This window comes from Mediterraneibacter catenae, from assembly GCF_008691045.1.
Taxonomy (GTDB): domain Bacteria; phylum Bacillota; class Clostridia; order Lachnospirales; family Lachnospiraceae; genus Mediterraneibacter; species Mediterraneibacter ornithocaccae.
On sequence record NZ_VMSO01000016.1, the window covers coordinates 23288 to 46340 of the forward strand.

At 47.1% G+C, this 23053-nt stretch carries 18 protein-coding genes; 17 read left to right on the top strand and 1 reads right to left on the bottom strand.

The features are described 5' to 3' along the window. The 16 genes from FNY66_RS11545 to FNY66_RS11620 all read left to right on the top strand — a co-directional run bounded on the left by FNY66_RS11545 (position 1) and on the right by FNY66_RS11620 (position 20476). Positions 1–630 (top strand): cyclic nucleotide-binding domain-containing protein, encoded by a 630-nt coding sequence (locus FNY66_RS11545; protein ID WP_150311241.1) that lies wholly within the window; start codon positions 1–3, stop codon positions 628–630. Positions 631–784: 154 nt separating this feature from the next. Then, positions 785–2407 (top strand): glycoside hydrolase family 43 protein, encoded by a 1623-nt coding sequence (locus FNY66_RS11550; RefSeq protein WP_150311242.1) that lies wholly within the window; start codon positions 785–787, stop codon positions 2405–2407. Positions 2408–2480: 73 nt separating this feature from the next. Beyond that, a complete protein-coding gene (locus FNY66_RS11555; RefSeq protein WP_150311243.1) occupies positions 2481–4877 on the top strand; it encodes a GH39 family glycosyl hydrolase in 2397 nt (798 codons plus the stop codon). 266 nt (positions 4878–5143) lie between these two features. Beyond that, positions 5144–6541 (top strand): MFS transporter, encoded by a 1398-nt coding sequence (locus tag FNY66_RS11560; protein ID WP_150311244.1) that lies wholly within the window; start codon positions 5144–5146, stop codon positions 6539–6541. Between the two features lie 91 nt (positions 6542–6632). Then, on the top strand, positions 6633–8834 hold the full coding sequence (locus FNY66_RS11565; RefSeq protein ID WP_150311245.1) for a glycoside hydrolase family 3 N-terminal domain-containing protein: 2202 nt from the start codon (positions 6633–6635) through the stop codon (positions 8832–8834). Between the two features lie 18 nt (positions 8835–8852). Further along, positions 8853–9806 (top strand): alpha/beta hydrolase, encoded by a 954-nt coding sequence (locus FNY66_RS11570; protein ID WP_150311246.1) that lies wholly within the window; start codon positions 8853–8855, stop codon positions 9804–9806. Positions 9807–9988: 182 nt separating this feature from the next. Next, complete coding sequence (locus FNY66_RS11575) at positions 9989–11104, top strand: Gfo/Idh/MocA family protein (protein ID WP_150311247.1); 1116 nt, start codon at positions 9989–9991, stop codon at positions 11102–11104. A 67-nt stretch (positions 11105–11171) separates the two neighbouring features. Continuing rightward, positions 11172–12182 (top strand): sugar phosphate isomerase/epimerase family protein, encoded by a 1011-nt coding sequence (locus FNY66_RS11580; RefSeq protein WP_150311248.1) that lies wholly within the window; start codon positions 11172–11174, stop codon positions 12180–12182. A gap of 14 nt (positions 12183–12196) precedes the next feature. Beyond that, positions 12197–12589, top strand: a complete 393-nt coding sequence (locus FNY66_RS11585; protein ID WP_150311249.1) for a C-glycoside deglycosidase beta subunit domain-containing protein — start codon at positions 12197–12199, stop codon at positions 12587–12589. Positions 12590–12608: 19 nt separating this feature from the next. After that, complete coding sequence (locus FNY66_RS11590; RefSeq protein ID WP_150311250.1) at positions 12609–13571, top strand: flavodoxin family protein; 963 nt, start codon at positions 12609–12611, stop codon at positions 13569–13571. 17 nt (positions 13572–13588) lie between these two features. Next, on the top strand, positions 13589–14503 hold the full coding sequence (locus tag FNY66_RS11595) for a sugar phosphate isomerase/epimerase family protein (RefSeq protein WP_150311251.1): 915 nt from the start codon (positions 13589–13591) through the stop codon (positions 14501–14503). 11 nt (positions 14504–14514) lie between these two features. Further along, positions 14515–15585: a Gfo/Idh/MocA family protein gene (locus FNY66_RS11600; protein WP_150311252.1), complete on the top strand. Its 1071-nt coding sequence runs from the start codon at positions 14515–14517 to the stop codon at positions 15583–15585. A gap of 203 nt (positions 15586–15788) precedes the next feature. After that, complete coding sequence (locus tag FNY66_RS11605) at positions 15789–16730, top strand: ROK family glucokinase (protein WP_150311267.1); 942 nt, start codon at positions 15789–15791, stop codon at positions 16728–16730. 155 nt (positions 16731–16885) lie between these two features. Next, on the top strand, positions 16886–17749 hold the full coding sequence (locus FNY66_RS11610; protein WP_150311253.1) for a sugar phosphate isomerase/epimerase family protein: 864 nt from the start codon (positions 16886–16888) through the stop codon (positions 17747–17749). A 22-nt stretch (positions 17750–17771) separates the two neighbouring features. Further along, positions 17772–18203 (top strand): C-glycoside deglycosidase beta subunit domain-containing protein, encoded by a 432-nt coding sequence (locus FNY66_RS11615; protein ID WP_150311254.1) that lies wholly within the window; start codon positions 17772–17774, stop codon positions 18201–18203. Positions 18204–18310: 107 nt separating this feature from the next. Further along, a complete protein-coding gene (locus tag FNY66_RS11620; RefSeq protein WP_150311255.1) occupies positions 18311–20476 on the top strand; it encodes a GH39 family glycosyl hydrolase in 2166 nt (721 codons plus the stop codon). A gap of 3 nt (positions 20477–20479) precedes the next feature. Here FNY66_RS11620 and FNY66_RS11625 read toward each other — a convergent pair whose 3' ends face one another. Further along, on the bottom strand, positions 20480–21295 hold the full coding sequence (locus FNY66_RS11625) for an AraC family transcriptional regulator (RefSeq protein ID WP_150311256.1): 816 nt from the start codon (positions 21293–21295) through the stop codon (positions 20480–20482). 165 nt (positions 21296–21460) lie between these two features. Between FNY66_RS11625 and FNY66_RS11630 the strand changes: the two genes are divergently transcribed. Then, positions 21461–23002 carry a DUF5597 domain-containing protein gene (locus FNY66_RS11630; protein WP_150311257.1) on the top strand — a complete coding sequence of 514 codons (1542 nt, stop codon included), beginning with the start codon at positions 21461–21463 and terminating at the stop codon, positions 23000–23002. Positions 23003–23053 lie beyond the last annotated feature (51 nt).

The window sequence follows — 23053 nt, forward strand, 5'->3', positions numbered from 1 at the left end:
ATGAAGGAGATCAGGGATAAAAGACTTATTGAAAAATGGCTGGATCAGTGCGGAATCAGAGATCATTTTGATACACCGGACCTGGAATTCCGTGCGGTTCAATATGAGAAGGGAGAAGTGATACTTTCTCCGGATACTATGCTGGAGAACATTCTGTTTCTTGCGGAGGGGCAGATTTCGATATACGGCATCCGGGATAATGGTATGATGTCACCCATCACTGCCATATCGGGAACAGCGCTGCTGGGAGATATGGAATTCTGTGAGGAAAAGGCCTCTCCATTGTTTGTGGAAGCCAGATCTGCAGTGATATGCCTTGTCCTTCCACTGAGACGATATCGCGAACAGCTGCATCAGGATGTATCGTTTCTCCATCTTGTCCTGCATTCTCTGTCAGATAAACTGAATATGTTTGCTTCCATGGAAGCAGTTTCGGCCAATATCGAGGACCGTGTGCTCTTTTATATGAAAGAAAATTGCGGCGGTGTGCTGGACGGAGTTGAGGCTGCAGCGCTTCATCTGCGCTGCAGCCGTCGTCAGCTTCAGAGGATTCTCCGGAAACTGACGGAGGAAAGCAGAATAGAAAAAACCGGGCGGGGCAGGTATTGCCTTACAGATGACAAAAAATGAATGCTTAAAATTGACCAATGATTAAACTTATGAGCTTCTGAAAAAGAACAGGTCAATTTTATTGTTGAGAAATGTGAATTCGTGAGAGGTTTTAAGATTTATTTTGTTTTAGGATAATAGTAACATATGTATAACGCGAAGAAAGGAATTATCTATGGAAAGAAAAATCAAAAACCCAATTCTTCCGGGATTTTATCCGGATCCGTCAATCTGCAAAGCCAATGGTGAATTTTACCTTGTCTGTTCAAGTTTTGAACTCTATCCGGGCATTCCGGTTTTTCGAAGCAGAGATCTGGCCCACTGGGTACAGATTGGAAACGTCATGACAAAGGATAACGGCTTTCATGTCAAGGCCAATACATTTACCGGAGGCGTTATGGCGCCTACAATCCGGTATTACGATGAAACTTTTTATATTATTAATACAAATTACAGTGACAAAGGAAACTATATTGTTACGTCAAAAAATCCGGCCGGTCCATGGTCCGAACCTCATTGGCTGGATGATGTCCCGGGAATTGACGCATCTCTCTTTATTGATGATGACGGGAGTGCATATGTTCTGGGAACCGGAAATGTGGTTGAGCGGGCAGACGGAAGTATGGACAGGGGAATCTGGATCGCAGAATTTGATCTGAAGGAAATGAAGCTTGCCGGAGAACCGAAAGCTATCTGGGACAGTGCTCTCAGAAATGCGGCATCTCCTGAGGCGCCTCATGTGTACCATAAAGACGGCTGGTATTATCTTGTTATTGCAGAGGGAGGAACCGAGCATTATCATTCAGTGACAGTTGCCAGAAGCCGTGACGTGAAAGGCTGGTATGAAGGTTTTCCGGGGAATCCGGTTATGACTCACAGGCATCTGGGGTACGGCTGTGAGATTGCTAACGCGGGACATGCAGATCTGGTTGAGACAGATGAAGGAAACTGGTATGCGGTAATGCTCGCATCCAGAACCATTGGCGGCTATTATAAAAATCTGGGACGTGAGACTTATATATGCCCGGTTATCTGGGAACGGGACTGGCCGGTATTCAGTCCGGGGACCGGAAAGCTGGAATGGGAATATGATGCGGATGAAAATCTGCCGTGGATGGAAGTTTCGAAAGAAAACCAGAAGAGTCTGGACAGCGGTGTTACCGATGAATGGTGCTTCTGGGGAACACCTTACGGGGATTTCTGGAAAGCGGAAGATAAATCGGTATCGCTTCGGTGTCTGCCCAGACAAATCAATGAACCGCTCAAATGTCTTCTGGATGAATCGGAAAACGGGCGCAGGGATGACTGTGTAAGCTTCATCGGGCACAGGGTGACCGGTGTGGACTACAGATTTTCCTGCCGCATGAATTTTTCTCCTGAAGAAGGGGAGTCAGCGGGAATTGTGCTTCTTCAGGCAAGCAATCATCAGTATCGGCTGGAAAAAGTGCGCAAGGGAGAAAGTGAAGTCCTTCAGGTGGTTCTGTCTACCTGCAAAATGGATGTGCCGCCGCATTTTCCAGGGTTCACAAGCGAGACAAAGGAAAAGATTCTGGCGGAAATCCCGTGGTTTTCCGCAGATGCAGAGCTGGCTGCCGAAGTTTCGGAGCAGGATTTCAGTTTTTACTATGTCAGAGCGGGCAGAAAATTTCCAATCTTCGAGCATGCGGACGGAAGACTGATCAATCCGGAAATTGTAGGATGTATGACAGGTATGCTGGCAGGAATATTTGCCAGTGGAAACGGAACCGACAGCACGAATACGGCAGTGTTCACAGATGTCGTCTATGAAGATAAGTAAGACCGTTCCTGCGTAAACAGGACAGCCGTGAGGGGGCAAAAAGATATAAATACTACAGTAAGGAAGGCACAGAATGAAGTACGAAGAGATTATAGAGTGTCAGTTTTCGACAATGAAGGATAAAGAACTCCATTTCCATCAGGAACCGGAGATTATCTATCTGCTGGACGGGGAACTGACAGTATCGGGCGAGAATATGTCCCATCTGCTGAAAAAAGATGATTTCCTTGTGGCCAACTCGAATGTAAGACATGAGTGGCACGGGTCCGGAGATCTGCTGATCGGAAGTATATTCATCAATTATAATCTTCTGACTGAGATGTTTAGCGGCGAGCAGATTTATTTCCTCTGCGATTCTACAAGGGAAAAGTCGGAAGAGTACGAGAAGATGCGGTATTATATCCGTCAGATTTTTAATTATTACCAGACGACGGAAGGGCAGGCGATTCTCCTGAGGAGGAGCATATCATATCAGATGCTTTATCTGCTGACTTCGGCATTTATCGTGAAGAAGGGGATGAGTCATTATGACTCAATGAGAGGGATATCAGATGAAAGAATGAGTGAGATCCTGAATTATATCATGTCTCATTATCAGGAACAGATCACGCTCCAGGAACTTGCGGACAAACTGTATCTTTCGAATGCATACCTTTCAAAATATATTAAACGTAATTTCGGGCTGAGCTTCCTGAAACTGGTCAATAATATCCGAATGGAGTATGCCATGGGGCAGTTGATCTACACAGATAAGTCCATTATCAAAATAGCCATGGACAACGGATTTTCCAACCTGGCGGGATTTAACCGTACCTTCAAAGAAATTTATAAACAGACACCGGCTGAATACCGTGAAGAAATGCAGAAAAAGGCGGAGAAGCCGCGGCAGGAGGAAAACTCGGAGGAGATACTGGAACGTGTCGAACAGTATCTGACCCGGAACAAGGTCAACGCGCCTGAAGAGGCGGATCTGACTGTGTCTGCTCTGGAATGTGATGTTAAGCAGGAAACCAGTTTTGAAAAAAACTGGAAACGGATGATCAATATCGGCCCCGCGGAGGCGCTGCTTCAGTATGATGTCAGAGAGCAGCTTCTCTACCTCAAAAGTTCTCTGGGATTCGAATATGTGAGATTCTGGAATTTTCTGTCCGACGAGATGATGATATTTCTGGATGAGAATAAGACAAAATTTAATTTCACAAGGATAGATAAAATCTTTGATTTTCTGGTGCAGAACGGAATCCGTCCCTATATCGAGATGGGATTTAAAGCGAAAGAGGTCTATCAGAATGTACATAAAATGCTGATTGACACGGACAATAAGTATCAGCTTGAAATCATTGAGAAGAACAAAGGGTTTCTGGAGGAACTCATCCTGCATCTTGTGATGCGGTACGGGGTTGAGGAAGTAAAGCACTGGTATGTAGAGCTGGAAAAAAATTCAATTATGCGCGCCTATGTGGAGCCGGAAAAATATTTCAACAGTTTTGAGATCATCTGCGGAATATTCAAAACCTATGTGCCGGAAATACGGGTCGGCGGAGCAGGGTTCTGTCTGAATTATCCGGATGAAGATCTGAAAGTTATCCTCGAAAAATGGAAAAAACGGAAAATACAGCCGGATTTTATCAGTCTGTACAGTTATCCTTATATAATGGATGAAAAGCTTCTGGAGGCCGGGCGCAACTCTTACGCATCGGACCGGAACTATCTCCGCAACCAGATTCAGGAGGCAAGGGAGATTATGGATGAAGCGGGGTTCAGCGCCGAACTCCATGTGACAGAATGGAGCAATACTCTTTCCAACAGAAATGTCCTGAATGACGGATGCTACAAAGGCGCTTATGTTATGAGAAACCTGATCCAGAATACGGGGGAGGCTGACCTGATCGGTTACTGGCTCGGCTCAGACCTTTTTTCGGATTATTATGACACCAAGAGGATCCTGCACGGAGGCTGCGGGCTTCTGACAAAAGACGGGATACGGAAACCTGCCTATTATGCGCTGAGGTTTCTGGCTTCCCTGGGCAGTTACTTTCTGGGTATGAATGAAAATGCAATTGTGACTTATACGGAAAGAAAGCAGATCAGTATCTGCTGTCATAATTACAAGCATTTCAATTTTCGCTATTATCTCATCGAGGAAGATGAGATTGAGATCGAACGTCAGGCGGGAATGTATGAGGATAATGAGAAACTGCAGATGACATTCCGTTTAAAAAATCTTTCCGATGGAAAGTATCAGGTCAAAATCTGTTCTGTTAATGAAGAATTTGGGAATATACAGACGGAATGGAAGAAGATGGGGTATTATAACGAGCTGACGCTGGAGGAGATGAACTATCTCAGAGCAGTATCACAGCCCAATATCCATATCTCCCAGAAAACCTGCAGCGATGGCGTGCTTCTGGTCGAAACGACGCTCAGTCCTCAGGAGATCCAGCGTATCACTGTTACGGAAATGATGTAGAACAACGTCCATTCCCCGGCGGCCGGCCGGGGAATTTTAATGTGGAAAATTGTGAAAAGTGCCAAAGGATTGTTTTGAATCTGATATTTTCTGTGCAGGACATATAAAAACAAAAATCATATGTGAGAATTTGCTCTCATTTTTGAAAGAAAGATTTTTCGGCAAAACTGAACAAAAATTGCGCAATATTATGACTATCAGGCGTTAGTCCGATACGGCATCAGTTGATAGAATGATACCATCAAGAAAGGAAGAGGAGGTACTTTATGGAAAACCAAGTAAAAGTACAAGAAAAGACAAGCATGAAGACTGCGTTCTTCTACAGCTTCGGTGAGGTGGGATCCCAGTTGAGCTGGGCTATGATCAACACCTATCTGACGGTTTTTTACACTGACGTTGTAGGGCTGACAGCGGCAGCTGTATCGATCATTATGCTGATCGCCCGTGTGTGGGACGCTATCAACGACCCGATGATGGGTGTTATCGCGGACCGTACCAACACAAGATGGGGTAAATTCCGCCCGTATCTGATGTTTGCACCACCGTTCCTGGCAGTGTTCAACGTATTAACCTTTACCGTATTCCCGGTTGAGGGTATCGCGAAAGTTCTTATCTGCCTGGTATGCTACATTGGGGCGGGTATGGCTTACACCGCTATTTGTATCACATACGGCGCTATCGTAAACAGGATTGCAAGAGATTCTCAGGTACGTATGAATTACACATCCGCACGTGCCATCGGATCTTCTGTAACGCAGTTCGTTATCGGAGCAGCTGCAATGCCGCTGATCCTTTACTTCAGCGGAAGCGATATGCCGCAGGCAAGAGGATATTTTATGACAGCGCTTATCTGCTCAATAACCATGGTTCCGATCTTCTGGCTGTGTGCTTATAACTGTAAAGAGACGGTTGTTGTGGAAAAAACTGAACAGATGGAAGGACCGAAAGAAAAACGTTCTGTTCTCCAGTCCCTGAAACTGATGAGTAAGAACAAGATGCTCCTTATCACAGTGTTCTGTGTATTCATCGGCGCTGCTTCCACGATGGGACGTATGAGCCTTCTGTCCTATTATGCAATTTACGTTGTTGGATCGCCTATGTCACTCTCGGCTATTTTCTCGGCTATGAATATTTTCAACTTTATCGGATGTCTGCTCCTTCCGATGGCAACAAAAATTTTCGGAAAGAGAAACTGGCTGATCATATTGAATGTGGTTCAGATTGCTGCATTTGTAATTATGTTCCTTGTTCCGGCGAACAATATGATATTCCTGGTCGGCGTCAGCTGTGTGATCGGTATCACAAACTCTGCTGCCAATGTATGTACAGGAATGCTTTCTGACTGTATCGAGTACGGCGACTGGAAATACGGTATCCGTGAAGAAGGTCTTACATATGCCTACATGAGCTTCGGCGTTAAGCTGGCTACAGCAGTTACAGGTTCTGTAGGTGTCCTTCTGCTGGCTGCTACAGGATTCGTTCCGAACGCAGAGCAGACTGAAGCTGCAAAGACAGGAATCAATGCGATCGTCAACCTGTTCCCGGCAGCGCTGGTATTCATCTCCATGATCCCACTGTTCTTCTACAAACTGAACAAGAAGACAATGGACAAGATCGTGGCTGAAATTGATGCAAGAAACGCTGCAAAAGAAAAAGAAAACTAAATAATAACGTGAACGGGTCCCCGGGGATGTCAGAATGAGAATTGTGTGTCTCCGGGGATTATTTTATAGAAAATAAAATGGAGGTGTCAGGATGACGCAGCTTACAAAGCAGCAGGAAGCAAAGATCAAAGAACTGTTAAAGGAGATGACACTGGACGAGAAGATCGGACAGATGAACCAGGAGTCAGTCTCCATTGTGGGAGGGTTCGACGTTCCGTTTGAGGAACTCATCGAGATGATGACGGACGGGCGGATCTCCCAGGAAGAATTTGAAAATATTATGAGCAATGCGAAGCAGGATTATCATGAGGATGATATCCGTGCCGGGAAAGTCGGTTCTCTGATGGTCCAGGAACCGGAAAAAGTCAATGAACTTCAGAAAATTGCCGTGGAGGAGAGCAGGCTTGGCATCCCGCTGATTTTCGGTCTGGACGTGATCCACGGTTTTCGTTCGGTATATCCGATTGCCATCGCGGAAGCGGGCAGCTTTGATACCGAACTTTTTGAGAAGACGGCTCAGATGGCGGCAAAAGAGTCAAGAGCCCACGGTGTGGCATGGCATTTTGCACCTATGATCGATGTGGCAAGGGACGCCCGATGGGGGAGAGTGTCCGAAGGACCGGGCGAGGACCCGCATCTGGTGTCCGAGTTTGCGCGGGCGAAGGTACGGGGACTCCAGAATGATCACAGTACCCCGGAAAACTATGTGGCAGCCTGCCTGAAGCATTATGTGGCGTACGGTGCATGCGAGTCCGGAAGAGACTACAATACAACCAGCATGGCTCCTCATATCCTGTACAACAATTATCTCGCTCCTTTCAAGGCGGCGGTGGAAGAAGGCGCCCAGACGGTTATGGCTTCCTTTAATGATCTGAATGGTGTTCCATGTACGGTGAACCCGTTTACCCTGCGGAAGATGCTGAAGGAAACATACGGACTGCAGGGATTCGTGGTAAGTGACGCCAATGCCATCCGGGAGTGCGTGGTTCACGGGATTGCGGCAGACGAGCCGGAGGCCGGAATACAGGCTGCCAATGCGGGACTGGATATGGATATGGGAACCGGCATCTACAGGGATCACCTGAAAAAAGCGGTGGAGTCAGGAGAAGTTTCCATGGAAGTGATCGATGAGGCGGTTGAGAGAATTCTCCGTGTCAAGATGTGGCTGGGACTCTTCGACCATCCGTATGTACCTGCAGAACTGATCGGGAAATACGAGGAGCTTCCGGAGGAGAACAAGACTCTTGCGAGAAGATCCGCTGAGGAATCCATTGTTCTCCTGAAGAATGAAGGAAATATCCTCCCTCTGAAACAGGACGCAAAGATCAGTCTGGTGGGTCAGCTGGCAGACAGCCGCGAGGAAGTGATCGGCGCCTGGGCGATCAGCTGGAAAGAGAAGGACTGCGTCTCAATCCGCGAGGGAATGGAAAGCAGGTTTGACAGCGTGGAGTACTTCCCATGCGGTGGTCCGTCCATGGATCTGAACGAGGAAGATATCCGGAAAGCCGGCGAATACGGCGATGTGATCGTAGCGGTCGTCGGCGAGCTGGTGAGCATGTCCGGGGAGGCTTCTTCGCGCGCAGACATCACTCTTCCGGGACAGCAGAGAGAGCTCCTGGCAAAACTGATGGCGACAGGCAAGCCGGTAGTGGCTGTACTGATGAACGGACGTCCTCTTGCCCTTGGCTGGGAGGCGGAGCATGTTCCGGCGATTGTGGAAGGCTGGCATCTGGGAATCCAGATGGGGAACGCGGTGGCAGAGGTACTTGCGGGAGACGTGAATCCGTCCGCGCATCTGGCGTCCTCTTTCCCGGCAGTGACAGGCCAGTGTCCGATCTATTACAACCACCCGAATACGGGGAGACCCGGCGGAAAGAGCAAGTTTACATCCCGCTATCTGGACGCGCCGTTTGACGCTCTGTATCCCTTCGGATATGGTCTCAGCTACACAGAGTACGCATTCAGCGATCTGAACGTGAAAGAAACGGACGATTGTCTAAATGTCACTGTATATGTGGAGAATGTCGGAGACAGAGAAGGGACGGAAGTTGTCCAGCTCTACATGAGAGATGTGACAGCGTCAATCGTGCGGCCGGTAAAAGAACTGAAAGATTTCAGAAGAGTATCTCTCAGGCCGGGTGAGAAGAAAGAAGTTGCTTTCACCCTTAAGAAGCAGGATATGGGCTTCTATAATAATGAAGGAGAGTACCGCCTGGAGAGCGGTGAGTTCCGGATCTACGTGGGCGGAAACTCAAGAGACTGCCTGGAGGTTTCAATGACCCTGAAGTTTTAGTTTTAGGAGGACAACAGAATGAAAATAGAGAAATTTCAGCTTTTTGAAGACAGAGAGAAAGTAACACTGACAACTTACATTCAGGAGGATTCTGACGAGATCCTGAAGGGCGGCAGAAGACCGCTTGTGCTGGTCTGCCCGGGCGGAGCGTATATGTTCTGCTCCGACCGTGAGGCAGAGCCTGTCGCTCTCCGGTTTGCGGCTATGGGATACCATGCGGCTGTGCTCAGATATTCCGTGTACAGCAACTCCGGCATCGATTTTCCAAATCCGCGGAAGAGTCCGGCTTATGAGAAATCTGTTGTGCCGGGTCCTATGCGTGAGATTGGCAGTGCGATTCTGAAGATCCGGGAGCATGCTGATGAGTGGCTGGTGGATATGGATCGGATTATCCTGACCGGGTATTCTGCCGGGGCAAACAACTGCGCCCTTTACTGCGTGAACTGGGATAAACCGGTGATCACAGATTATCTTGGGGTTGACAGGGAGATGATCCGTCCTGCAGCGGCAGTGCTTGGCTACGGTGTGTATGACTATCCGGCTATGGAGAAATCTCTTATAAAGATTGGTGATAAGGGACGAATTTCCGCAAATGAAGGGTTCTATCTCGCGGCTCTCGGAACACCGGAACCATCGGAGAGCGACAAGATTGCGGGAAGCCCGGCATATCACGTGAGCGAAAATACTCCGCCTATGTTCCTGTGGACGACGCGCCAGGATAATGTAGTTCCTGTACAGCAGACAATTATTATGGCGAATGCGCTGACGGAGTACGACATCCCGTTTGAAATGCATGTCTTTTCCAGAGGTATGCACGGATTGTCCCTTGCGTCACAGGCGACATCTCAGGCGAAGGAGCAGAACATGGCTGAGATTGCCCAGTGGCCGGCGATGGCCCAGAGATGGCTGGAGGAGATGTTTCCGTTTGATGTGCCGGATGTGTGCCCTGTATGGGTAATGCCGGAAGATTAAGTGAACAGGTTGCAAGGACAAAAATATATGTAGCATTTTTGTCCTGACGTTGTTTTTGAGTATCAAAATTGTTTTTTAGACAAAAATTGAAGAAAAAAATGCTGAAATCAGAAAGGTTTGTTCTGACTGATTCAGATAAAATGTAGTTACAAAGTGAATCACACGAAAGGAGAACAAAGGTTATGAGAAATGGTAAACTGCAGGTAGCTGTGATCGGTTGTGGAGGAATTGCAAATCAGAAACATTTTCCGGCTCTGAAATCTCAGGCAGACAAATGCGAGATCGTTGCATTCTGCGATATACAGGTTGAAAGAGCGGAAAAGGCTGCCAAAGAGTATGGTACAGAAGATGCAAAGGTTTATGAGGACTATAATGAGCTGCTTAAGGATGAGAATATCGATGTAGTCCATGTATGTACACCGAACGTGGCACACTGCCCGATCACGGTTGCTGCATTTGAGGCAGGAAAACACGTAATGTGCGAGAAGCCGATGGCCGCTACAACAGAAGATGCACAGAAGATGATGGATGCATGGAAGAAATCCGGCAAGAAATTCACCATCGGATATCAGAACCGTTTCCGTACAGACGCACAGGCACTGAAACGCGCATGTGAGGAAGGAAAACTGGGTGAGGTTTACTTCGCGAAAGCACACGCAGTAAGAAGAAGAGCAGTTCCGACATGGGGCGTATTCCCGGATAAGTCAAAACAGGGCGGCGGTCCGCTGATCGATATCGGAACGCACGCACTTGATATCACACTGTGGTGCATGGACAACTATGAGCCGGAATCTGTAACAGGTTCCGTATTTGAGAAACTGGGCCACCTTCCGGAGGCGACAGAGGGAAATATGTTCGGACCGTGGGATCCGGAGACTTATGAGGTAGAGGACTCTGCATTCGGGTTTATTAAGATGAAGAACGGAGCGACGATCTTCCTTGAGTCCGCATGGGCACTGAATGTTAAAGATTCCAGAGAAGCCGCGACAACGCTCTGCGGAACAAAAGCAGGTGCTGAAATGATCGGCGGAATGAGCCAGGAAGGATATGATCTTGTATTTAACGAAACAACAGGCGGAGTACTGACGGAAGAGCACATCTCCGATACAGGCGCAATCGCATTTTTCGAGGGCAACGGCGACGGGGCACCGGAAGTGAAAGAGTGCAAGCAGTGGCTTGAGGCAATCCTTGAGGACAAAGAGCCGCTCGTAAAGCCGGAGCAGGCATTTGTTGTAACAGAGATCCTGGATACGATCTACAAATCAGCAAGCGAAGGAAAAGAGATCAAGCTTGGTTAATCAAAAGCAGTATCTGGCAGGCCGGCCTCAAACAGCCGGCCTGAAATAACATGCAGGAGGTAATAGAATGTCTAAGATTAAAACATGTGTAAGCCTTTACAGCTTGCAGGATGAATATCTGAACAAGAGAATGAACTTAAGTGAAATTATGCACTATGTAAAAGAAAAAGGCGCAGAGGGCGTAGAGATCCTTCCGGACCAGATGCTGAAAAATGCTCCGGACGTCTCTGATGAGACCGTTGCAGAGTGGAATAAGCTTGTTGAAGAGACGGGGCTGAAGCCGGTTATCGCGGATGTATTTCTTAACACAAACCTGTATAAAAACAGGACACTGACAAAAAGAGAGTGTATCGATCTTCTTGTCAAGGAAATCAAACAGGCAGCGCGTCTCGGTATTCACCTGATCCGTCTGGTATCCATGGTTCCGGCGTGGGTTGTTGAACCGCTCCTTCCTTATTGTGAGGAGTATGATGTTGCTATCGCCATCGAGATCCATGCAGCCATGGCATTCGATGTGCCTGAGACAATGGCTTTCATCAATGAGGTAAAGAGGCTGAACTCCAAATATGCAGGACTTGTGATTGATACCGGTATTTTCTGCAGAAAGTTCCCGAGAGTCGTAAGAGCTTATGAGACGAACAACGGAACCAGCTCTCAGGTATTTGATTATATTGATACTCTGTTTGAAAAGGGAACAGACCTTCACAGAGTGCTGATCGAGAATGACGGCAAATATCCTGCAGAACTTGAGGCAGCGATCCAGTCTGAACATGACCGGATGTTTGTACCGCTGTGCGACGGCTATGAGAATTATGACTACAGTGTACTGGATGAGTATATGCCGTACATTAAGCATTTCCATTTCAAAATGTTCGAGATGACACCGGAAGGACCGGAATACTCCATGGATTACAAGGGACTGCTTCAGTATCTGCATGACCATGATTATGACGGATATGTTTCCACAGAATATGAAGGAAACCGTTTCACTCTCCCGGGCCATCCGATGATGGAGAAACAGCAGGTTGCAATGCAGCTCAAATATGTTAATGAATGTCTGAAAGAGATCCAGGGTTAAGGAGGCGTGAGTAAATGTTTGATAATAACGTTTTTAAAGAAAATACATTCACAAATGTAACAGAGGACGGCAAAGTCATCGGTTATGAGATGGAGACAAACATCACATACTACCGCGGAATTCCGATGTCTATGATCGAGTACGTTAAGGTTGCTGTGGACGGAGTGGAAGCGCCGGCTGAGGATATCCGCATCTCCATTGACAGGATTGACTGGTTTACGCTGAAAGAAGCAGAGACAGTGACATCCTACAAATGGGAGTACGGAGAGCCTCTTTATGTGCGCGTGCTCAAAGACGGCGGAGTTCCCAAAGGAACCCACAAGGTAAAATTGACAGTAGCTACAAGAACCGCCTATATTCCGGTTCCGCTTGAAGGAATCAAAGAGCGTGAAGTCGAAATCGTATAGCAGAGCAGGAGAAATAAAAATGGCTAAAAAGAAAGTTTTAGGTATATCATTCGGAAGAAAAATGGCAAATACGGATGTCATGGTAAAAACAGCGCTTATGGAATGCGAAAAGGCGGGATGTGACGTACAGTTTATCCGGGCGGATGATCTTGACATCAAACCATGTACAGGATGTATCTCATGCGTAGTGGGAATGACCACAGGCCGCGGAAAAGGAGGATGCCCGATCAAAGATGATTTCCATATAATTGATGAGGCTATGATGGAATGTGATGCTGTGATCGTAGGATCTCCTACTTATGAGACTTCACCGACGGGACGTTTCAAAACCGTATGTGACCGTATGGGACCGTCCCATGATGTGACATTCAGAAAAGCAACTTATGAAGAAGGACTTGCTGCAGGAAAAGCTCCGGAGCAGCTTCCGGATCCCCGTTCCTTCAAGAAACGTGTGGGTGCTCTTATCTCAGTGGGCGGAGCAATGACAAAGAACTGGCTGGCATTCATGCTGCCGGTTATGTATGAGTTTACGATGTCCATGGGAATTGATGTTGTGGATATGCATGAATACCACGGCGCAATGGCATACGAGCATGTGCTTGGCAATGAGGAGCAGATGGAACGTATGAAAAAGATGGGACAGAACATCGCCGCAGCTCTTAATGCAGAGACTGAAGAAGAGCGTACAAAATGGAGAGGCGACGAAGAGGGCGTCTGTCCGGTATGCCACCTCAACATGCTGAATGTATCCCCGGACAGAAAATCTGTCGAGTGTCCGGTGTGCGGTATTAAGGGTGAATTTGAAGTGAAAGACGGGAAACTTGAGGTGTCCTTCAGTGAGGAAGAGCAGAACCGTTCCAGACTCCGCTGGGCAGGAAAACTTGAACATTCTACAGAGATCAAGACTCAGGCAGTGGGACCGGGACAGATCCCCAATCTGAAAGAACTGAAAGCTCCGTATATCGGATATGCCGAGAAATAAGAAAGGAGAACACAGATATGAAATTAGGACTGATCACCTCCATCTGTGAGGGTATGACATTTGAGGAAGTCGTTGATTTCGCAGCAGAGAACGGGCTGGAGTGCCTGGAAGTGGCATGCTGGCCGCAGGGGGGCGCACAACGCAGATATGCGGGGGTGAGCCACATTGATGTTGCAAATCTGAACGAGGAAAAAGCAGCTTATATCAAAAATCTCTGCGCTGAGAAAGGCGTTGCGATCTCTGCGCTGGCTTATTATCCGAACACACTGGATCCGGATCTCGAAAAACGTCAGAGCTATATTGATCACCTCTACAAACTGATCGATGCTTCCGCTATGCTGGATGTGAACATGATCACTACATTCGTGGGACGTGTTCCGGATAAGACGGTTTCCGAGAACCTTGAGATTGTGAAAGAGGTATGGCCTCCGATTCTCGAGTACGCAAAGGGCAAGGGCGTGAAAGTTGCCATCGAGAACTGCCCGATGCTGTTCACGGAAGACGAGTGGCCGGGCGGACAGAACCTGATGACTACGCCGGCAAACTGGAGAAAGATCTTCGAGATCCTGCCTTATGACAACTTCGGAATCAACTATGATCCGTCTCACTTTGTATGGCAGCAGATCGATTATATCAAACCGATCTATGAATTCAAAGACAAGATCTTCCACGTGCATTATAAAGACATTAAAGTGTACCAGGATAAGCTGGCTGACGTTGGTGTAATGGCTACTCCGCTGCAGTTCATGTCCCCGAAACTTCCGGGACTGGGCGATGTAGACTGGGGTAAATATGTCTCCGCTCTGACGGATATCGGATACGACGGATACACATGCATTGAGGTGGAGGACAAGGCGTTCGAGAAGAGCCTGGACGACGCCAAGAAGGCGGTCATCCTGAGCGCGAAGTATCTCAGAAATTTTGTGATCTAAGGAGGCAGAGAATGGAAGATATCAGAATCGCAATCATCGGTCATGGCTTTATGGGCCATGAGCACGAGAAAATGCTGACGAAGATGGACGGCATTAAGCTGCTCGGATTCTCTGACATCGATCCCAGGCAGCTGGAGGATGTGCAGGAGGGCCTCAGGAGATACAGCTCCAATGAAGAGCTGATCAACGATCCGGAGGTACAGGTAGTCCTGATCGCAGCAAACAACAACCAGCATCATGATCTGGTGCTTCAGGCAGCCCGGGCAGGCAAAGACATTATCTGCGAGAAACCGGTGGCAATGAGTCTGGAAGAGCTGGATGACATGGTGAGAGTAACTGAGGAGTGCGGCGTGAAATTTACCGTACATCATCAGAGAAGATTTGATCCGGATTTCCGCACGGCAAAGGAAGTGTTTGACTCGAAAACTCTGGGCGATGTCTTTACGATCAAGAGCAGCCTGTACGGATTCAACGGAAACATGCACGACTGGCATGTATACATTGCTGAAGGCGGCGGAATGCTCTATGACTGGGGCGTACATCTTCTGGATCAGATCCTGTGGATGATGCCGGGAGCAAAGCTCAAGAGCCTTTATGCGGATATCAGAAACGTGATCAACTTTGAAGTAGACGACTACTTTAAGATTATGATGCGTTTTGACAATAATATTACCGCGGAAGTGGAACTTGGAACTTATTATCTGACAGATAAGATGCATGACAAGTGGTTTGAGCGTCACTGGTTTATCGGAGGAAATAAGGGAAGTGCTTATGTGGACGGATTCGAGCCGGAAGGAAAGATTGTCCGCACGGCAGGGCTCCTTCAGAATGTAGGCGGACAGAGGACTATGACGGCAGCAGGACCGACCCGTTCATTTGGACCGCCGCCGGAAGGAAAGATCCTTACCGAAGAACTTCCGCAGGTTAATACCTGTCATGAAAACTACTTCGAGAATTATATGAAAGCCTACCATGGCGAGGAAGAGTTCCTGGTAAAGATTCCGGAGACAAGAAGAGTCCTTGCACTGATGGATGCAGTGAGAGAGTCCGGAAGAACAGGAAAATCTATTGATTTTGAATAAGATTTGAGGGGGGATATGCATTGCCGCCGGCGGGGAATCTACGGCGGCGGGCAGTCCCTTCACAGGAAAAAACTACAGGGAGTTTTATCATGACCCGGAATTTATATTTCCGATGAGTGAGGGCTGCCTGTATCTTAATATATGGGTTCCGAAATGCAGAGATACGGAAAATGACAGATTTATCAAAAGATTGGAGTAAGGAAATGAAAAGATATGCGTTTGGGGTGGATATCGGCGGAACTACGGTAAAAATGGGCTTTTTTACCACAGGAGGAGAACTTCTGGAGATGTGGGAAATTCCCACCAGAACGGAAAATGACGGAGAGTCTATCCTCCCGGATATTGCGGAGGAAGTTAAGAAAAAACTGGATGAAAAGAAAATCACAGCCGATGAGGTGGAAGGACTTGGGATCGGTGTTCCGGGACCGGTGGGACCGGACGGAACGGTGCTCAAGTGTGTGAATCTCGGCTGGGGCGTTTTTAATGTAGAGGAAAAGATGAACGCACTTACCGGGCTGAAAGTGAAGGCGGGAAATGACGCAAACGTGGCGGCTCTCGGTGAAATGTGGCAGGGAGGCGGCAAAGGCCATCAGGATATTGTAATGGTCACACTGGGAACCGGTGTCGGCGGCGGTATTATCATTGGCGGGCGTATTCTTGCAGGCGTAAACGGAGCGGCCGGCGAGATCGGACATATTCCCATGAAGGAAGGCGAGACGGAATGCTGCGGCTGCGGAAAGAAAGGCTGCCTGGAGCAGTATGCTTCCGCCAGCGGGATTGCGCGAACGGCAGGAAAGCGGTTGGCTGCGGATGCCGGAATTGAAACATCCCTGAGGGATATCCCGGATGTGACGTCCAAAGATATTTTTGATGCCGCAAAAGCAGGCGACGGTTTTGCACTTTCTCTGGTAGATGAAGTCGGAAAGCTGCTTGGAAAAGCATTGGCTTCCATTGCATGTGTGGCCAATCCTGAAGCATTTGTGATCGGCGGAGGAATGTCAAAAGCCGGAGAAATATTAACAGATGCTATTCAGAAATACTATGTGGAGTATGCGTTCCATGCAGAGAGAGCGACAGAGTTTAAGCTGGCGGAGCTTGGAAATAATGCCGGAATGTTCGGATGCGTGAAGATGGTTCTCGGCTAAGAAAGGTTAAAAAACAGCAGTTAATTTTTAATCTCCAGAACCTTTCGGACGCCGGGCGTTAAAATATCATCCCGATCACATTAATGAACGCACAGTAATCTGTACCCCGGATTTTTTATAATATGTGTATAAGATAAATCATTGAGGAGGACGAAATGGAGAAAAAAATCAAACGCGGAGTGGCAATCTACAGCTACTCCGGAGAGTACGGCAGGACCATGAACCTGGAAGACTGCTTCAAAGACATGTACGACATGGGAGCGACAGGAATTGAGATTCTTGCAAATTCCCATATCGACAGCTACCCTGAACTGAGTGACGAATACGTGGCGGAATGGAAACGTCTGTGCGCAAAGTATCAGATCGAGCCTGCGGAGTACGGGCACTGGGTGGACACGCGTCTCTATAAAAGCCGTGGAATCAGTCTGGAAGAGGCAAAGGAAAAACTGGTCAATGATTTCAGAATTGCCAACCGTCTCGGGTTTCATATTCTGCGGACAAAACTCGGTGTAATTAACGATGAGCTGGCGCCTGTGGAGAACTGGAGAGAGATTATCAAAAGTGTACTGCCTGAGGCGGAAAAGTACGATGTGGTGATGTGTCCGGAGATCCATCTAACCACGGTTCTTGCAGATAAATTCGTTTCAGATTACGTAGAGTTTATTGAGGAAACGGGAACAAAGAACTTTGGACTTAATATTGATCTGAGCGTGTTTCAGAACCGGTTTGACGTTCCGGGAGTTGTTGTATTTAATCCGGACTGCAAACATTCACAGCCGGAGGAGATTATCCCGCTGCTGCCTTATGTAAAATGTATCCATGCCAAATTTAATAAGATGGATGACAGTTTCAATGAGCTGACAATTCCGTATAAAGAAGTGATCCGGATTCTGAAGGATCAGGGCTGGGAGGGTTATCTGCTCAGCGAATATGAAGGGGAAAAGAAGGATGTTCCGGGATATGTATCCCATGAACTGAGGAAACACCACGTCATGTTAAAGAGAATGCTGGGATACTGACCGGCATGAGAGGAGGCAGGATATGTTAGAGTCAAATGTAATTCAGTACAGAGGATTTCATAATATTGTTGAAGATGGAAAGGTAACCGGATTCCAGCTTTGCATCCGGTCCGATTATTACCGCGGCGTGTGGCTGAGTCAGCTGCGTCCGGGAAAGGTCGTGGTTGACGGTGTTACTTATCCAAAGGAGAGTGTGATCTGGCAGATCAACGGAAAAGATTATACTGTAGATGAGCTTGCGGAAGCGGGAAATGATTTCTGGAGGATTACTGATACAGCCACACTGAAGATTCCGAAAGAAGGGGGACTGGAGCAGGGCTTCCACAATGTTTCCGTAAGGTTTGCGGCGAGCTGCTCCTACATGCCGCCTTTTCTGGATCAGTTTGATGAGGACGGAGATGACAGGTCTTTCAACGGAGGAACCTATACAAGAGAAAATATGATCATTGTATAGTCCCATTCCGGAAAAGAAATCGGCCGTAAGAGAAGACAGTCGGGAAGGATATCGCAGATACGATATCCTTTTTGGCGTGTGCGGCAAACAGAAGGGGGAACAGAAACTTGGAGTTTAACAACAGAACGGTGAAGATCGAGATTCTGACAGAGTCTGCGCCCGGGGACCTTACGCATTCGGATATAAAACTTTTTTTCTGTCTGAAGGGGACCACAGAGATTATCTGCGGGACTGAGATAAGCCTGCTTGTTAAGGAAGGAATAAAACTGGTCAATGAACGGGAAAAGCACCGGTATATTCTGAAGGAGGACAGCCTTGCGGCAGTATTCTATATCAATTCCGCATATATCAGTTATATTACCGCAAAGCCGTCTATCCGGTTTCAGCTGGATTCTTCCCGCCCGCCTGAATATGACTACGGTCTGCTGCGTAGTCTTCTGAAACGAATCCTGGCGGTGCATACATGGCAGAGATGGCAGGAAAAGCTGAAAGAGCAGGAATACTTCTGCGGGCTGACAGAACTTCTGCTGAAAAATTATGCTGTATGGGACTTCCGGAATCAGCAGGAAGACGAAAATTCGGAAGACAGGACGAGGATGATCATAGAATTTATACACGGTAATTACAACCGTCAGATCGGTCTTGGAGACCTGGCGGAGCAGTTCCATCTTTCTGTTCCATATCTGTCCAAATATATTAAAAAGAACCTTTATGCCGGGATGACATTGCTTCGGGATTATCTGACAGAGAATGACAAGCAGATGCCTGAGATCGGAGTGGAGACCCGTGTAAAATGTATCATAGATGCAGCCCTGTCAAAGAATTATACAAGGATATGGGAACAGCTCTGGAATCTTGGAAGTGCAGAAGAACTCCTCCGTGCGGACGTGCAGAGACATATTCTTTTAATGCAGAAAGAACTGGGGATGAAAACAGTGCATATCTGGGGACTGTTTTCGGAGGAAATGCTGATCCGGCTGGAAAAAGGAGAGAACTATAATTTCAGCAGGATTGATCAGGTTCTGGATTTCCTTGTATTACATCATATGTCGCCAATGATTGATCTGGGATTTCATCCTGTGGAATTGTACAGTGCGGGAAAAACGATACTGTACAGAGAAAAGGAAAAGGGATACGAAGAACCGGAACAGTATCTGTCACTGATCCGTGAATTTGCGGACCACTGCGTTGCAAGATATGGAGAATATGAGACGGCCGGCTGGCAGTTTGAAATATCCAAGGACGACAGGCTGTTTCTTCACGGAGGAGCGTCTTTCTTTCAGATGTATGAGTCCGTGAGCCTCATTATCCGGGAAAGGATTCCGGAAGCCAGGGTAGGGGGCGGAGCAATTTTTGTGTACGACGACCTGAGTATTTTGAAAGAATTTCTGTCAGGATGGAAAAGCCGGAGGTCCTACCCGGATTTTCTGTCTGTATGGGTTTACCCCTACGAGCTTGTTCTGGATGATGAAAAAGAGAAAAAACTGATTGTATCGGGAAATCCTGATTATATCTGCAGCAGAATATCGGCCGTACAGAATATTCTGAAAGAATATGGGAACATACCGCTCTATGTTACACGCTGGGATATCTCCCTGTCCTGCAGGAATTATCTGAACGAGAGCTGCTACAGAGGTGCTTCGCTTATTAAAAATATTGTTTCCTGCCTGGGGAAGGCGGAGGTAATGTCCTGCTTTGGAAGCACGGATCTTCTCTGTGATTTTTATGATACAGCGGAATCTATTTTCGGAGGCTATGGGCTGATCACAAAGGACGGGATCGGAAAGCCGGCATTCTATGCACTACGTTTCCTGCAGAACATGGGAAAGTATTTTGTTGCCAGAGATGAAAATTATTTTATTTCAAAAGACGATCGGGGAAATTATTATATGATTGTATTCAACTGCTACAGAATGGATATGCTCTTCTATCAGAATCAGAAAGAAGATATCAGCGCGGAGGAAGTGGAGCGTCTTTTTGAAAAGGATACCCTTGAGATACAGATTGTTTTCCGGAATATGAAAAAAGGAAAGTATCATATAAAAAAGAGCTGTCTGGGATCAGGAAAAGGGAACATCCTGGACAACTGGAAACAATTGGGATATGGAAAAAGACTTGAAAAGGATGAGGTCAGATATCTTTCTTCCGTGTGCATACCAAAGCTGGAGTATGAGGAATTGGAGGCAAAGAAGGATTCCCTGGCTGTCAATGCGTCTCTTTGCGCAAACGAGATACAGCTTTATAAAATCAGATATATGGGAAATACCGTATAGCGGTTACTGTACTTTTCTGAATTGATCGGGCGTCATCCCGACTTCCCGGCGGAAAATCTGTCCAAAATAGCCGGGGCTTTCAAAGCCGCACATTTTTGATATTTCTGATATTTTTTTATCCGGATACTGGACCAGGCAGATCCGTGCATGACTGATCCTCAGCGTGAGGAGATGATGCATGATCGTCTGGTTCATTTCTTTTTTGAAAAGAAAGCAAAGGTATTCCTTTGTAAGTCCGATATTGTCTGCAAGATCCGACAGCGTAACAGGCCGGGAATAATTTTGTTCCAGATAATTCAGGACAGCCTTCAGAGTCTGGTTTTCTACGGCAAGATCTGACGGGGCGAGATACGCGATCTCTCTTGAAAGCCGAAGCAGGAAGGTATAACATTCGGAAGAAAGTGCGATTTTTTTTGAGTCAGAATCGGAATTTCCCCGGTATAATCTGTACAATCGGTTCACAGCATTCCGAAAGACTTCCGGATCAGCCAGATGATACACGCCGGATCTGTTCATGGAAAGTGAGAGGAGCAGATCCGGACAGACAGGGCCTGAAAACCCGATGAAATCTACAGTCCAGTCGTCACTGAGACTGTGGTAAATATGCGGTATATCCGGATAGATCAGAAGCCCCTGCCCCTCTGATACGACAGATCTCTGCTGGTCGGAGACAAATTCGCCCGAACCTTTTACACAAAGAAACCATTGGTACAGGGGAATTCCCGAAGGACGGTTGATCGGTTCCTGCCGATGTCCTATCCCAAGCATATTCAGATTGAGAGGAAGGGTTCCTGTTAATGATCCGACAGATAAAATCATATAAACTCCTTTTTGACAATATTAATATATTTATATAAATATTATGATATTAATATTGAGATCAAATGTCAACAGATATTATAATGAAAGCGTAGAAAGTCCGGACAATTAAACTATTGAACATGAGTTGACAATTAAATCATTAAAAGTAGAGGAGAGAGCAGAATGAAAGAGATACCGCAGATCAGAGAAGTAAACGGAATTCAGACGCTTTTTGTAAACGGGGAACCGTTTTTTATTCTGGGTGGAGAGCTTCACAACTCCGCAGCTGCCAGTCTGGAATATATGGATCGGAATGTGTGGCCTAATCTGCAGGAAATGAACATGAATACAGTTGTTCTTCCGCTGTACTGGGAGCAGATTGAGCATGAGGAGGGAAAATACAGTTTTGATCTTATGGACGGACTGATATATAAAGCCCGGGAAAACGGGATGCATCTGGTATTCCTCTGGTTCGGGCTGTGGAAAAATGCAGAATCCATGTATATCCCGGCGTGGATGAAGAAAGATACGGCAACTTATTTCCGTGCGGAAAAGCAGAACGGGGAAAAGACGAACACTGTTTCTCCGTTATGTAAAGCAGCGGTGGAAAAGGATGCGGCAGCATTTTCGGCGGTGATGAAACATATCAGGGAGGTGGATGAACAGGAGTCCACTGTCATTATGATGCAGGTAGAAAACGAGATCGGGCTGATGGGTACGGACAGGGATCATTGTGCCGCAGCGGAGCAGGCGTTTGCTGGAGAAATTCCGGAAGAACTGGAAGACTGCTGTCAGAAGTCCGGAACATGGGCGGAAGCTTTCGGGGAGGATGCGGCTGAAGCTTTTATGGCGTATCAGTTTGCATCCGCTGTGGAACGGATTGCATCAGCCGGAAGAAAAGAGTATGCACTGCCCTGCTATGCAAATGCATGGCTGAAGCAGTATCCATGGTATCCGGGTTCCTATCCTATGGGAGGACCGGTGAAGGAAATGCATGGAATATGGAAGAAAACAGCCCCGTCGCTGTTTACTCTTTCTCCGGATATTTATGTACCGTATGTGGCAGACATACTGGATCAGTACGGATATGACGGCAATCCCCTGTTTGTTCCGGAAGTCCGGAAGGACGCAGTGACTTCCTCCTACTGCCTGTATGCCTTTGCCGGCAGGAATGCTGTAGGGTATTCGCCTTTCGGTATTGAAGAGCTTGCGCTTCCTCCGGAGGCTGTGGACAAGCCGCCTATGGAAGTAATGATCGCGCTCAATATCGACCCGTCCGCCTTTGATATTACCGGAAGCCGGGATTATTTGAAAGCGGCATATGGAATCATTAATGAAATGAAACCGCTGCTTCTGAAGTACAGGGGGACGGAGCATATGAAAAGTTATGTGAAGAAATCCGCTACGGATTTTGGAACGTATCTGCAGTTTTCCGATTTTGATATTCTTGCGGCATACTCACCTCAGCAGAATGCAAAACCCCTTTCTGCCGGAATTGTACTGGAATTGTCAAATAACCGATTTCTGCTGGCCGGAATGCGGACGGAATTTACTTTTATGGCGAAGCCCGGAGAGAACGTAAAGGCAGATTATCTCAAGATTGAGGAAGGTATTCTGCAGAACGGAGAGTGGAAAACCGCACGGGTGCTGAACGGCGATGAAAAGATGGCGGTCAGACTCGGGGATATGCCCGGCTGTCTGCTGGTTGAACTCTACAAGTTCTGATTTACGGAATTGAGTCAATATTGACTGAAACAAAAGATCCGACAGAAGATT

Coding starts and splice junctions, on each gene's coding strand:
- FNY66_RS11545 (WP_150311241.1), top strand. CDS start 1: ATGAAGGAGATCAGGGATAAAAGACTTATTGAAAAATGGCTGGATCAG.
- FNY66_RS11550 (WP_150311242.1), top strand. CDS start 785: ATGGAAAGAAAAATCAAAAACCCAATTCTTCCGGGATTTTATCCGGAT.
- FNY66_RS11555 (WP_150311243.1), top strand. CDS start 2,481: ATGAAGTACGAAGAGATTATAGAGTGTCAGTTTTCGACAATGAAGGAT.
- FNY66_RS11560 (WP_150311244.1), top strand. CDS start 5,144: ATGGAAAACCAAGTAAAAGTACAAGAAAAGACAAGCATGAAGACTGCG.
- FNY66_RS11565 (WP_150311245.1), top strand. CDS start 6,633: ATGACGCAGCTTACAAAGCAGCAGGAAGCAAAGATCAAAGAACTGTTA.
- FNY66_RS11570 (WP_150311246.1), top strand. CDS start 8,853: ATGAAAATAGAGAAATTTCAGCTTTTTGAAGACAGAGAGAAAGTAACA.
- FNY66_RS11575 (WP_150311247.1), top strand. CDS start 9,989: ATGAGAAATGGTAAACTGCAGGTAGCTGTGATCGGTTGTGGAGGAATT.
- FNY66_RS11580 (WP_150311248.1), top strand. CDS start 11,172: ATGTCTAAGATTAAAACATGTGTAAGCCTTTACAGCTTGCAGGATGAA.
- FNY66_RS11585 (WP_150311249.1), top strand. CDS start 12,197: ATGTTTGATAATAACGTTTTTAAAGAAAATACATTCACAAATGTAACA.
- FNY66_RS11590 (WP_150311250.1), top strand. CDS start 12,609: ATGGCTAAAAAGAAAGTTTTAGGTATATCATTCGGAAGAAAAATGGCA.
- FNY66_RS11595 (WP_150311251.1), top strand. CDS start 13,589: ATGAAATTAGGACTGATCACCTCCATCTGTGAGGGTATGACATTTGAG.
- FNY66_RS11600 (WP_150311252.1), top strand. CDS start 14,515: ATGGAAGATATCAGAATCGCAATCATCGGTCATGGCTTTATGGGCCAT.
- FNY66_RS11605 (WP_150311267.1), top strand. CDS start 15,789: ATGAAAAGATATGCGTTTGGGGTGGATATCGGCGGAACTACGGTAAAA.
- FNY66_RS11610 (WP_150311253.1), top strand. CDS start 16,886: ATGGAGAAAAAAATCAAACGCGGAGTGGCAATCTACAGCTACTCCGGA.
- FNY66_RS11615 (WP_150311254.1), top strand. CDS start 17,772: ATGTTAGAGTCAAATGTAATTCAGTACAGAGGATTTCATAATATTGTT.
- FNY66_RS11625 (WP_150311256.1), bottom strand. CDS start 21,295: ATGATTTTATCTGTCGGATCATTAACAGGAACCCTTCCTCTCAATCTG.
- FNY66_RS11630 (WP_150311257.1), top strand. CDS start 21,461: ATGAAAGAGATACCGCAGATCAGAGAAGTAAACGGAATTCAGACGCTT.